This window comes from Pseudomonas sp. SAS7 (genome assembly GCF_052112345.1).
Classification (GTDB): Bacteria; Pseudomonadota; Gammaproteobacteria; order Pseudomonadales; family Pseudomonadaceae; genus Aquipseudomonas; species Aquipseudomonas putida_Q.
This window is the reverse complement of record NZ_JBEGGO010000019.1, coordinates 71300-84050: the sequence shown is the minus strand read 5'-3', so window position 1 is coordinate 84050 and position 12751 is coordinate 71300. Positions and strand designations below refer to the sequence as shown.

Here is a 12751-nt window from a genome sequence, read left to right as displayed (position 1 = left end):
CTGCGTAAAAATAAATGAGGTGATTTCTCATTCTCGTCCGGCCTGTAGAGAAGGCCGGATTACAGGCCACCCCGCCGACCCCCTAACACGGAGCGAGAGAATGAGTTCTACCCCGGTTCCAGAGCGCCATCCACTGAGCCGTGCCTTGCACGCTGCAATGTTCGGTTTGATGGTCAGCAGCTACGCACTGCCGTCGCTGGCGCAGCCTTTGAGCGCTGATCACGATACTCCGCTCAAGCAGTGGAACATTCCTGCCGGCCCGCTGGCGCCTGCACTGGACCGCTTTGCACGTGAAGCGGGTATCAGCCTGTCGTTCGATGCGCAGAGCGTGGCCAACCGCAATACCCAAGGGGTGCAGGGCGCGCTGGATACTCCGTCGGCATTAGCGCGGCTGTTGCAGGGGACCGACCTGCAGCCGGAGCAGCAAAGCCAGGCTGCCTACCTCGTAGTACCGCAACCCCAGCCTGCCGGCCCGCTGGAACTGGGGGCGACCGAGGACTACCGCCTGGCGCCCGTCATCATCAATGCCAAGGTCAAGGCCAGTGCCGACGATGACACCAACTCGGTGGTTGCCAAGGAGCTGTGGGTGGGCGGCAAGGTGGCGACCAGCATCCTCAACACGCCAGCTTCCGTGTCTGTGGTTACCAACAAGGAAATGCAGCAGCGCAGCGTGAGCACCACGGAAGAGGCGCTGCAATACACCCCAGGTGTGGTCAGCGACTTCTACGGTTCGGACGACCGCAACGACTACTTCCAGATCCGCGGCTTCCAGGCCACCACCTACCGTGACGGCCTGACCTTGAGCTCGATGCGCGGTGTGCGCGAAGACCCGTTCGCCTACGAGCGCATCGAAATTCTGCGCGGCGCCAACTCCACCCTGTTCGGGCCGGCAGACCCAGGCGGCTCGGTCAACTTCGTGACCAAACAGCCGCGCTTCGAAAAATTTGGCCAGGGCTACGTGACCTACGGCTCCTATGACCATGCCGAAACCGGTATCGATGTAGGCGACGCCCTGAACGACGAACAAACGCTGGCGGGCCGATTCACTGCCAAGATGCAGAACAGCGACCGCGAGTACGACCACTCGCAGGACGATAACCGGTTCGTGATGGGCGGCCTGACCTGGGCGCCTACCGACTTCACTTCGGCCACGGTGATCCTCGACTACCTGAAGACCAACAGCTCGCCAAACAGCGGTGGCTACCCACTGGACAAGGAATACGACCGCAGCGATTTCTACGGCGAGCCCGGTTACAACTTCCACGATGTCGAGCGCACCAGCCTCAGCGGCAACATCACCCACGACTTCGATAACGGCTTCACGCTGCGCGGCAACCTGCGCTACAGCGAGTTGAGCGATGACTTTGGCTATGTCTACCTGAGCGACAGCGCTTCGCGGGTTGGCACCACCATACCGCGCTACGTGTTCGGCACCGACAGCGATGCCGATCAGCTCAACGGCAACCTGATGCTGCAATACGATGCCCAGTTCGAGCACATCGACAGCAGCACCCTGGTGGGTGTGGAATACCTCGACTCCACCACCAAACAGAGCTCCGTATACAGCCTGGCGCCCTCCATCGATATCGCCAACCCAGTGTTCACCGGCGTGCCGGGCGGCATCACGCCCTATACCCGCAAGAAGAACGACGCCACCACCAAGGCCGTGTTCCTGCAGCAGAACCTGTCCTTCCATGACCGCTTGATCGCTACAGCGGGTGTGCGTAATGACTCCATGGACCTGTCCAGCACGGAGTACGTCGGCGGGGTGAGCAGGCAAAGCGACAACTTCTCTGAAACTTCCTACCGTGGTGCGCTGACCTACATCGTCAACGATGAAGTCTCCACCTACGTGAGCATGGTCGAGTCGGTTTCGCCTCCGCAGGTTGGCGTAACGCCGCAGACCGGCAGGCAGTACGAAGTGGGCGTGAAGTATTCGCCCATGGGCATGGATGCGCTTTTCTCTGCCGCGGTTTATGACCTGACCCAGGAAAACGTCACCATCGCCGTCGTGCTGCCGAGCGGCATCATCGAGCAGCAGACGGTGGGCGAGTCACGTGCCCGTGGCCTGGACCTGGAAGCCAAGGCGCAAGTCACGCAAAACCTCAGCCTGATCGGTGCCTATTCCTACATGGAAACCGAGGTGCTGCGCGGTGCGCTGTATGACGGCAGTTCGCTCAAAGGCAAGGAATTCACTGTGGCGCCGAAACATACGGCTTCGCTGTGGAGCTACTACGACATTGCCAACACTGATGTGAGCGTTGGTCTGGGTGCCAGGTATGTCGGTGGTTATTACATGGATGCTGCCAACACCAAGAAAAGCGACGGCACCACGCTGTTTGACGCGGCGCTGAACTACAAGATTGCCAAGGGGACTGACCTTGCCCTGAATGTCAGCAACCTGTTTGACGAGCAGCATGTGGTGGGGTCGGGGACGGCGAACTATTACAACCCGGGGCGTGAGGTTACGGCGAAGGTGAGTTACAGCTGGTAAGGCGGGTAGGGGGGGCACGGACTCCGTCCGTGTTCTCGAGCAAATCAGCCCCTGCAGGTGTGCAAAACACTGACGTCTGCAAAGATGCCTGTAGGGGTAACTGCCCTGGGTGTAAGCACCAAGGAAAACGGCAGCAGCGAGCTCAGCGGCAACTGCTTGAGCGTCGAGAGGGAGGGATCGGAATGTCGCTCAGATTGTATTTGGCGAAGTTCAAATCATGATCCTCGCCCGCATATCCTCGCCGTCGACATCCATGCCAACCTCGACGAACCCAAAGCTGGAATAGAAGCCTTTGGCTACGATGTTGTTGGGGTTGTAGCAAATTTCAATTTCTTTCAAATCCTTGATCTGTTTTATTTCAAGCAGCGCGAGACCCAGCGCTACTCTACCGATGGACTTCTGCTGATGTTCTTTGTCTACCATAAAGCGCCAGATGGAGACTTTTTCTTTTGATTCCTGCACCCACATAAAGAAGCCTACGGGCTCTTCATCCGCTATGATGGCGCGTGTGAAGTAACCCGGGTTGTACGCAGCCTCAACGAGCGACCAGGTATTACTAGCCACGTAGTCCTCCTGCTCCTCAGTGACCTCCAGTTCACAAATTGCCTCATAGTTTTGTTGGGTTATTTGGGCGAGTAAGATTTCCATAGAGTCTCCTGAGTTTTCTCCTGGCGGTACCTTTGGTTTGTGTTCTTACTCTTTCGAATGTCCTAACCATTCTTGGTAAGTGATACGGCTAATGTGTTCTGTTCGGTAATCTTGGAGGAATGGGTTATATTTGTTTTCTTCCGTGTGGTGAAAGCGAAAGCCACACTTCGATTGAGCAGCTTGGGACTGGATGTTGTCGGCGAAGTAACCACACCATAGTGCTTTGAGGCTCAGGTTTTCAAAAGCATGTCGCATCACTTCACGCACTGCTTCCGGAATCAGGCCTTTGCCCCAGTACGGCACACCGATCCAATAGGCTATTTCCCCTTCCTGCTCACTGATTTCAAAATTGCTGTTGCTGCCTATGAGAATGCCCACACAACCCACAGCACGGTGATTTTCCTTCAATTCGACCGCGTACACCTCTGGGTGATTGAAGACTGTACGGATGATGTCGGCACTGTTCTCCACACTGGTGTGCGGGGGCCAGCCAGCGACGGGGCCGACTCGGGCGTCTTTGGCATATTCGTATAGATCAGCGGCGTCTGTGCCTTGCCACGGGCGCAGCAAGAGTCGTTCTGTTTTAAGGGTCATATCCTGTACTCGTAGTGGAATGGTGTGTTCGGGATAGAGTATTGGGAGACAGGGCATCGGTACACGTCAGTAACTCGGCTTCTTCGGTACTTTTCGAAACAATCGCGCCAAGCGGTGATACGATGCTGGCTACTGTTTGTTGTAGCGCTGAGGCTCTATGCATCACATTCCGAAGCTTTCCGTTCCTGACGATTCGATGCAGATGGGAGAAACCACGCTAGCGGAAGGGCGTGGTTTGCCGCTCTCCTTCGGTCATGCTTACTTGACGCTGCTGGTATGCCTCTCTGGTAGTGCCCACTTCACTCTCAACTTCAAAGAGCATGCGGTCAGGCGCGGTGGTGTGATGCTGCTAGCTGAGGACACTATTGCCTTGCTCAAACGTCGCTCGCGCCGCTTCAAGGTTTTCTTCTGCCTGATGCCGAAAAATTTTGCAGCGGAGGTAGCCTACCCGCTGCCAAATAGCTTGTTCGTATTTCTGCATAACCATCCTCATTGCGTTCCATCCAAGGACGACATGCCGCTGATAGAGGGGTGGGTGGCACTGATGCGTAACGTTGCGCAGACTTGTCCCACATACCATCGCATCATGTTGCGCAATCAACTGCAGAACCTCTTTTTGAAAATGGCCGAGCAATTGCCAGCCACTCCCATAGAAAACAGTGGCTTCAACCGGCAGGAAATGCATTGTTGGCGCTTCTGGGAGTTGATTGGCAAACACTGCCGCCGCTACCGGGATGTAAAGTTCTATGCCGACGCACTGAATATCACACCGTTCTACTTGTCGCAGTTGACCAATGCGTTTTTCAATGAAACTCCCAAGGGCCTGATCGATCGGCAGGTCACCTTGGAAATCAAGGCTCTTCTTTCGTACAGTGACTTATCTATTGGCCGTGTGGCCGAGGAACTGAACTTCGCCGACGCATCGTACTTGTGCCGCTACTTCAAGCGCCAAACGGGTGTTTCGCTCTCCCTTTATCGTAAGCACAAGAAAGCGGAGGGGGACTGACCTGCGGTCAAAATAAGTAATCAAAAGACGGTGTGTCGGCCTGGAACGCCGAAGTGGCGATCAACGATTGAGCGGTTGAAAGAGCGCTTTCCGCACTGCCATGATATGGCCGCCACCTAGGTCAGATGGCGGCGGCTGGTAGGCCTAGCGGTTTGGGCTTCAACGCATCATGCCGAGTTCGGCATCATCCAGTAGCGCTTTGCCCAAAGCGCAAAGGTAGTGCGCAGCCCAGATCAGCTTGGGCTTGTCTTCCATCAGGCCATCAATGGTCAGGTCCCGTGCGTAGCCCATCAGTTCCGAGGCCTGTTCGCGGGCGTTTTGGCACGGGATGCCGGGCTCGATGCGGAACAGTGGGTGGGTCTGGTTTTCGCCTTGAAAGAAGACGGTTTTGCCGACTGTGCAGTGCGTGTCTTCGGTGGTCATTGATCACTCTCCCTGGTCTGGTGGTTGCCTGGGCTGGCCCTATCGCCGGCAAGCCGGGCTCCCACAGGTTTTTCGCTCGGTATGCGAATCAGTGCATCGGTTGCGGGTTCGCTGGCTGCTGTATTTGCGTCAGCGCTGATTCGAGTAATCGGCGCAGGGTTTCGAGCTCGTGCATCGAGGCCATGATCAATACCGATGCGGGCGACCTGGGCTGCATCAGCATCGCCTGCTGGGCTACGGCTTCTGCACAGAGTGCGTAGTCCGAGGCCATCATGATCGTGTCTTCCAGGGAGTGGAGATGATGGGGTGGGTCGGGGACTATCTTCAACATGATTGCTTCCATTTCAGGGCCGTCACCTTCTGCTGTCAAACAGAGGGTGGCAGCTGTACGCGGGTTGACAGACCGGCGGAAACAACAAGTTCCGGCGCACGCAAGCGTGCCCGCACGTACAGCCGCCATAAGGACGAGCCGTTTTGTTGTTTACCGTCGCGACCTGTCAAAGTCATGCCGTTGATGAGCAACGACCCACCGAGACTAAAACCCTGAAAAAATGGCCGCAACGGAAAACAGGCGCTGGGAGTATCTTTGGGAAACGCCCTACAAGAAAGGGGGTAAATCCGATATTTCGGCCCGCAGATCCCAAAATTGAGACACAAAAAAAGACGCCCGAGGGCGTCTTCTTCTTTGGATTTGGTGGAGCCGGGGGGATTTGAACCCCCGTCCGCCAGTACTCCGCTGTCGGTACTACATGCGTAGCCGTGTCTACTGATTTAATCCGCAGCCGCCCGACGGGCAGGGTGCTTTGGATGAGTTGTGTAAGTTTTAGTCACTTCGCCCACAACGTGCTACGCGACGATCCTGTTCTGTATGACAATCAGTTCGGGTTTACAGGCATCCCCTAGTGATTGCTGGAGCCGAAGCTACCAGAAGCAACGGGTCAAGAGGACTGCTTACGCAGCCAGCTTGTACTCCGCGCCGTAGTTTTCGTCATTGGCAACTATAAAAGTTGCAACAGTGGATTTACGAGTTCTGTTACCAACTCGGCATGCACCTAGAGTTTCGCTACCGGCGTCGAATCCTAATCGGCCCCACACTAGCGTTACGCTAACGCACCTTACGGCACGTGGGATGGAGTATACGCCATTGCGCGGGCGACGTCGACAGCCGGTCCTGTCGCCCGCTTCATGGCTCACGCGCCGCCGCTGCCAGAGCCGCTGCCTTTCTCGGTTTTCTCCAGGCGCTCCAGCACTTTGCTGGTGATGGCGATGCATTCCTTGGTGTCGCCTGAGGCCTGGGCGGCTTTGGCTTTGTCGACGTGCTCGGTCAGGGCCTTGTCCAGGCCTTCGGAGGTGGCGCCGGCGGTGGCCATGCTGTCGTCGATCTTTTGCAGGTTGGTGGTGCAGAGGTCATCGGCGGCAAACACCGGCGAAGCCAGCAGGGTGGCGGCCGCGAACAGGGCCGAAAGCGCGGTACCTTTCATGGGTGTCTCCTCTGGGGCCTCTGGAAGGTGGGCCTGTAGGGTGGACTGTGGGGGATTGGCCGGGGTTCAATCGGGATGGTGGCGGGGTGATGTTGGGGTGGGGGATGGCACCGGCTTTGCCGGTGTTCGCGGCTGAAGCCGCTCCCACAGGGATCGTGCTTGGCTCGGGGGTGCGCTGTACCTGTGGGAGCGGCCTTGTGTCGCGAAAGGGCTGCAGAGCAGCCCCGGGGATCTATGCATCGCTGCTGAGAACTTGGGGCCGCTTTGCGGCCCGATCGCGACACAAGGCCGCTCCTACAAGGGTGAAGGTGTCTGCCTTTATATTCTGCGTGGGCGGGTGACGCGGTCTACCAGGTAGACCAGGCCGTGGTAGTCGATGCCGCTGTGGCTCGACAGGCCTATCTCGCAGGTGCGGCTGGTGGAGATGCCTTCGCTGCAATACTGCACCGCGTCCTTCAGGCTGCGCAGCGAGTGGGCGTTGAGCTCGGGGGTGGTGAAGCCTTTGTCACCGGCAAACCCGCAGCAATGGATGCCTTCGGGGATTACCACCTGTTTGCTGCAACGCCGCGCCAGGTCAATCAAGGCCTGGCTTTCGCCCAGGTGCTGGGTGCTGCAGGTCACGTGCACGGCCACCGGCTCGTCCTGGGGGGTGAACTCTAGGCGGTCAAGCAGGTGGGTGCGGATGAAGCGCACCGGGTCGTACAGGTCTAGCCGGGTTTCGCCCAGGTCTTGGACCAGGCGCAGGGTGCAGGGGCTGGTGTCGCAGTAGATCGGGTCAAGGCCGCCGCGGCTGGCGTGCAGCAGGGCAGCGATCAGTTCCTGGCGCTTGTGCTCGGCCTGTTCGGGGTAGCCCTTGGAGGCGAAGGGCTGGCCGCAGCACAGGCTGTCGGCGTTGTCGGGGAACACCACCTGGTAGCCGGCCTTTTCCAGCAGGCTGCGGGTTTTGTCCAGCAGCGAACTTTGCTCGCGGTCGGCGTAGGCCGGGCCCATGACACGTGAAACGCAGGCTGCCAGGTACACCACGCGGGGGCGGGCGTCGTTGCTGGCCGGGCCGAAGCTGATCGGGCGCAGGGGTTGTGGCATGGCCGGGGTCCACTGGGGCAGGCGGCCTTTGCTGGCTTTGCTCAGCGAGGCGCTCAGGCGGCCCAGGCGCGGGGCGCCGAGCAGCTTGCGTGCAGTGTTGGCGGCCGTGAGGGTAAGGCGGGCGCCACCCAGTGCGGTGTGGAAGTGCTCGGCCAGCCAGTCGGCGGTCTTGTTGTGCTCGGCGGCCTGGCTGCGCAGCTTTTTTACCAGCTCGCCGGTGTTGATGCCGACCGGGCAGCGCTGGGCGCACAAGCCGGTGGCGGCGCAGGTGTCGATGCCTTGGTACTGGTAGGTCTGCATCAGTTCGCGGGTGTCGATGCCGGCGCGTTGCTTGGCTTGGATGTCACGCCACATGACGATGCGCTGGCGTGGGCTGAGGGTAAGCCCCTTGGACGGGCACACCGGTTCGCAGAAGCCGCATTCGATGCACTTGTCGACGATTTCGTCGGCGGCAGGCAGCGGCTTGAGGTTTTTCAGGTGGATGTCCGGGTCTTCGCTCAGCACCACGTCGGGGTTGAGGATGCCGTTGGGGTCGAGCAGGCGCTTGAGCTTCCACATCAGCTGGTAGGCGTCATGGCCCCATTCCAGCTCCACGAACGGGGCCATGTTGCGGCCGGTGCCGTGTTCGGCTTTTAGCGAACCGCCGAACTCCACGGCCACCAGTTGCGCCACGTCGTCCATGAAGGCCTGGTAACGGGCGACTTCCGCGGCGCTGTTGAAGCCTTGGGTGAAGACGAAGTGCAGGTTGCCTTCCAGCGCATGGCCAAAAATGATCGCTTCGTCGTAGCGGTGCTTGTCGAACAGCTGGATCAGGCGGTTGACGCCTTCGGCCAGTTGCTCGACGGGGAAGGTCACGTCTTCGATGATCACCGTGGTGCCGGTCTGGCGCACGGCGCCGACGGCGGGGAAGGTGTCCTTGCGGATTTTCCACAACTGGTTGTACACGGCCGGGTCTTCGCTGAAGTCCACTTGCTGTTCCAGCGGGAAGTCGGCGATCGAGGCCATTACCTGGTGCAATTGCTCATGCAGCAGGCTCTGGCTGGCGGCGCGGGACTCGATCAGCAGGGCGCAGGCGTTGTCTGACAGGCCTTTTACCCACAGCGGCATGCCGGGCATGTTCTGCACCGAGCGCAGGCTGCGACGGTCAAGCAGTTCCACGGCCGAGACTGGCTGCTGCTTGAGCACGGGTACCGCGCGGCAGCAGCTTTCGACGCTGGGGAACACCAGCAGGGCGCTGGCCTTGTGCGGGTGGTCGGGCACGGTGTTGTAGGTGACGGCGCTGATGAAGCCCAGCGTGCCTTCGGAACCGACCAGCAGGTGCTGCAGGATGTCCAGCGGCTGGTCGTAGTCCACCAGTGCGTTCAGCGACAGGCCGGTGGTGTTCTTCAGCCGGTATTTGTGCCGGATGCGCTCGGCCAGCGCGGTGTTGGCGCGGGTCTCGCGGGCCAGGCTGGCCAGCGATGCCAGCAGCTCGGCGTGGCTTTTTTCAAAGGCGGCGACGCTGGCCGGGTCTTCGCTGTCCAGGCGGGTGCCGTCGGCCAGTACCAGGCGCAGGCCGGCCAGGGTGTGGTAGGTGTTCTGCGCGGTGCCGCAGCACATGCCGCTGGCGTTGTTGGCAACGATGCCACCAATCTTGCAGGCGTTGATCGAGGCCGGGTCGGGGCCGATCTTCCGCCCGAAGGGGGCCAGCCAGGCGTTGGCCTGGGCGCCGATCACGCCGGGTTGCAGGCGGATCTGCTCGCCTTGGCCACGGATTTCGCGGCCGTTCCAGTTATCGCCGAGCACGATCAGCACCGAGTCGGTGATGGCCTGGCCAGACAGGCTGGTGCCGGCGGCGCGGAAGGTGACCGGCACCCGCTCGCGCTGGGCCAGTTTGATCAGGCCGACCACTTCGTCCTCGGACTCGACGCGCACCACCAGCTTTGGGATCAGCCGGTAGAAGCTGGCGTCGGTGCCAAAGGCCAGGGTGGACGTGGGGTCGTCGAAGCGGCGTTCGGCGGGTATCAGGCGCTCGGCATCACGCAGGAACGCGGCGGGCAAGCTCATGCAGTCTCCTCGCGGGGCTGTGGCGTCTGTGCACCACATGCCCCGGGTCAATCAGGCGGTGTTTCTTGCAGGCGGTCAGGCGCCCAGTTCGCGTACCAGCGAGTCGCGGGTGATCTCGCTGATCGACTTGGCGCCGGTCAGCACCATGGCCACGCGCATTTCTTTCTCGAACAGCTCAAGCAGGTTTTTCACCCCGGCCTGGCCGTGCACGGCAAGGGCGTAGAGGAAAGCGCGGCCGATCAGTACGGTGTCGGCGCCCAGGGCGATCATGCGCACCACGTCGAGGCCACTGCGGATGCCGGAGTCGGCCAGAATCTTCAGGTCGCCTTTGACGGCGTCGGCAATGGCCGGCAGGGCGCGGGCGCTGGACAGCACGCCATCGAGCTGGCGGCCGCCGTGGTTGGACACCACGATGCCGTCGGCGCCGAACTTGACCGCATCGCGGGCGTCATCGGCATCCAGAATGCCCTTGATGATCATCGGGCCGTCCCAGTACTCGCGGATCCACTCCAGGTCTTTCCAGGAGATGGACGGGTCGAAGTTGTTGCCCAGCCAGCCGATGTAGTCGGCCAGGCCGGTGGGGTTGCCGCGGTACTTGGAGATGTTGCCCAGGTCGTGCGGGCGGCCCATCACCCCCACATCCCACGCCCACTCGGGGTGGGTCATGGCTTGCAGCACGCGGCGCAGCGGGCCGTTGCGGCCGCTCATGCCCGAGTGGGCATCGCGGTAGCGGGCGCCGGGTACGGGCATGTCGACGGTGAACACCAGGGTCTTGACCCCGGCGGCCTTGGCCCGCTCCAGGGCGTTGCGCATGAAGCCGCGGTCCTTCAGCACGTACAGCTGGAACCACATTGGCCGGTTGATGGCCGGGGCCACTTCTTCGATCGGGCACACCGACACGGTAGACATGGTAAACGGGATGCCGTGGGCCGCGGCTGCACGCGCCGCCTGTACTTCGCCACGGCGGGCGTACATGCCGGTGAGGCCGACCGGGGCCAGGGCTACCGGCATGCTCAGGGTTTCGTCGAACAGCTTGGTTTCCAGGCTGAGCTCGGACATGTTGTTCAGCACGCGCTGGCGCAGGGCAATGCCGGCCAGGTCCGACACGTTGTGGCGCAGGGTGTGCTCGGCGTAGGCGCCGCCGTCGGCGTAGTGGAACAGGAAGGGAGGCAGCTTGCGTTGGGCCGCGGCGCGATAGTCGGTAGAGGCAGAAATGATCATGGATTCTCGCAGCGTTGCTTGTGGGGAGTGCCGGGCGCGCGATGGCGCCCGGCCCCTTTCACTTTAGTGATGAACCAGCATGCCGGTCAGCCAGTAAGCCTGCACCAAGGTGATCAGGCCCACGATGGTGGCAAAGAACAGGCTGTGCTTGACGGTGAAGCGGAACAGGTCGGATTCCTTGCCCACCAGGCCGGTGGCGGCGCAGGCCACGGCAATGGACTGCGGCGAGATCATCTTGCCGGTCACGCCGCCGCTGGTGTTGGCCGCTACCAGCAGGGTGTCGCTGACGCCGATCTGGTGCGCAGTGGTGGCTTGCAGCGAGCTGAACAGGGCGTTGGACGAGGTGTCCGAGCCGGTCAGGAACACGCCCAGCCAGCCAAGGAACGGCGAGAAGAACGGGAACGCGGCGCCGGTGCCGGCCAGTACCAGGGCCATGGTCGAGGACATGCCCGAGTAGTTGGTGACGAAGGCGAAGGCCAGCACCATGCCGATCGACAGGATGGGCCAGCGCAGCTCCCAGAACGTTTCTTTGAAAGTGGTCAGACCAGTTTTGAAGTTGATCTTCAACACCGCCATGGAGATCAGCGCCGAGAGGAAGATCGCAGTGCCGGTGGCAGAGATCGGGTCGAGCTTGAACACCGCTGGCATGGCGGTTGGCGCGGCAACGATCGGTGCGGTCTTGATCACCAGCTGGTCGAGGTGCGGGATGGCGAAGTTGAACACGAAGTTGTACATCGCACCGCCCGGGGCGAACGCTGCCTTGAACGGCTTCAGGGTCCAGATGGTGACCAGTACGGTCAGGATCAGGAACGGCGACCAGGCCTTGAAGATTTCGCCAAAGCTGTAAGGGCTAGGCTGGCTGCCACTTGGCTGCACAACGGCTGCGCCGACGCTGCCTTTGGCTTCGCTGAACGAACGCTTTGGCTGCCAGACTTTCAGGAACAGGGTAAGGCAGATCAGGCTGGCCAGCGCCGAGGTGATGTCGGGCAGCTCAGGGCCGATGAAGTTCGACGTGAAGTACTGGGTGACGGCGAAGCTCAGGCCGGCGACCAGGGCGGCAGGCCAGGTTTCTTTCACGCCCCGCAGGCCGTCCATCATGAACACCAGCCAGAACGGTACGAACAGCGACAGCAGCGGCAGCTGGCGGCCCGTCATGGCGCCAATGTGGAAGGCGTCGATGCCGGTGACCTGGCCGGCCACGATGATCGGGATGCCCAGGGCGCCGAAGGCCACGGGTGCGGTGTTGGCGATCAGGCACAGGCCGGCGGCGTACAGCGGGTTGAAGCCCAGGCCCACCAGCAGCGCGGCAGTGATTGCCACGGGGGCGCCGAAGCCTGCCGCGCCTTCGAGGAAGGCACCGAAGCAGAAGCCGATCAGCAGCACTTGCAGGCGCTGGTCGTCGGTAATCGACAGCACCGAGCTGCGGATCACTTCGAACTGGCCGCTCTTGACCGTGAGTTTGTACAGGAACACCGCGGCAACGATGATCCAGGCAATCGGCCAGAGGCCGTAGAGGAACCCATAACCCGCGGCGGCGAGGGCCATGTCGACAGGCATCTGGAAGGCAAAGATCGCCACCAGGATCGACAGCGCGAGGGTGATGCTGCCCGCTACGTGGCCTTTCAGGCGGAACACGGCGAGGGCAAGGAAGAAGAACACGATAGGGATGACTGCCGCCAGTGCGGACAGGCCAAGACTACCAAGCGGGCTATAGAGTTGTTGCCAGGTTTGCATATGGGGTGGCCCCTAATTGTT

The 12751-nt window shown here is 60.9% G+C and carries 10 protein-coding genes and 1 other RNA gene; 2 read left to right on the top strand and 9 right to left on the bottom strand.

Going from position 1 to position 12751, the window contains the following annotated elements; genetic code table 11:
• The first annotated feature begins 100 nt into the window (after nucleotides 1–100).
• On the top strand, nucleotides 101–2494 hold the full coding sequence (locus ABI582_RS24965; RefSeq protein ID WP_442120578.1) for a TonB-dependent siderophore receptor: 2394 nt from the start codon (nucleotides 101–103) through the stop codon (nucleotides 2492–2494).
• Nucleotides 2495–2704: 210 nt separating this feature from the next.
• Here the strand turns inward: ABI582_RS24965 and ABI582_RS24960 are convergent, their stop codons facing one another.
• Nucleotides 2705–3142 carry a GNAT family N-acetyltransferase gene (locus ABI582_RS24960; RefSeq protein WP_442120577.1) on the bottom strand — a complete coding sequence of 146 codons (438 nt, stop codon included), beginning with the start codon at nucleotides 3140–3142 and terminating at the stop codon, nucleotides 2705–2707.
• Nucleotides 3143–3187: 45 nt separating this feature from the next.
• Nucleotides 3188–3736 (bottom strand): GNAT family N-acetyltransferase, encoded by a 549-nt coding sequence (locus tag ABI582_RS24955; RefSeq protein WP_442120576.1) that lies wholly within the window; start codon nucleotides 3734–3736, stop codon nucleotides 3188–3190.
• Between the two features lie 157 nt (nucleotides 3737–3893).
• Between ABI582_RS24955 and ABI582_RS24950 the strand changes: the two genes are divergently transcribed.
• Entirely contained in the window at nucleotides 3894–4742 is an 849-nt protein-coding gene (locus ABI582_RS24950; protein WP_442120575.1) for a helix-turn-helix transcriptional regulator, read from the top strand.
• Between the two features lie 159 nt (nucleotides 4743–4901).
• Here the strand turns inward: ABI582_RS24950 and ABI582_RS24945 are convergent, their stop codons facing one another.
• The 7 genes from ABI582_RS24945 to ABI582_RS24915 form a co-directional block, all read right to left on the bottom strand.
• Entirely contained in the window at nucleotides 4902–5165 is a 264-nt protein-coding gene (locus tag ABI582_RS24945) for a DUF3077 domain-containing protein (protein WP_442120574.1), read from the bottom strand.
• An 88-nt stretch (nucleotides 5166–5253) separates the two neighbouring features.
• Entirely contained in the window at nucleotides 5254–5496 is a 243-nt protein-coding gene (locus tag ABI582_RS24940; RefSeq protein ID WP_016489249.1) for a hypothetical protein, read from the bottom strand.
• Between the two features lie 361 nt (nucleotides 5497–5857).
• Nucleotides 5858–6256, bottom strand: a transfer-messenger RNA (tmRNA) gene (ssrA, locus tag ABI582_RS24935).
• 99 nt (nucleotides 6257–6355) lie between these two features.
• Nucleotides 6356–6646, bottom strand: coding sequence for a hypothetical protein (locus ABI582_RS24930; protein WP_016489189.1), 291 nt, complete (start codon nucleotides 6644–6646; stop codon nucleotides 6356–6358).
• A gap of 318 nt (nucleotides 6647–6964) precedes the next feature.
• Complete coding sequence (locus ABI582_RS24925) at nucleotides 6965–9775, bottom strand: FAD-binding and (Fe-S)-binding domain-containing protein (protein WP_442120573.1); 2811 nt, start codon at nucleotides 9773–9775, stop codon at nucleotides 6965–6967.
• 75 nt (nucleotides 9776–9850) lie between these two features.
• Nucleotides 9851–10996, bottom strand: coding sequence for an FMN-dependent L-lactate dehydrogenase LldD (lldD, locus tag ABI582_RS24920; RefSeq protein WP_138737801.1), 1146 nt, complete (start codon nucleotides 10994–10996; stop codon nucleotides 9851–9853).
• 63 nt (nucleotides 10997–11059) lie between these two features.
• Nucleotides 11060–12730: a lactate permease LctP family transporter gene (locus ABI582_RS24915; RefSeq protein WP_019470437.1), complete on the bottom strand. Its 1671-nt coding sequence runs from the start codon at nucleotides 12728–12730 to the stop codon at nucleotides 11060–11062.
• Nucleotides 12731–12751: the final 21 nt, after the last annotated feature.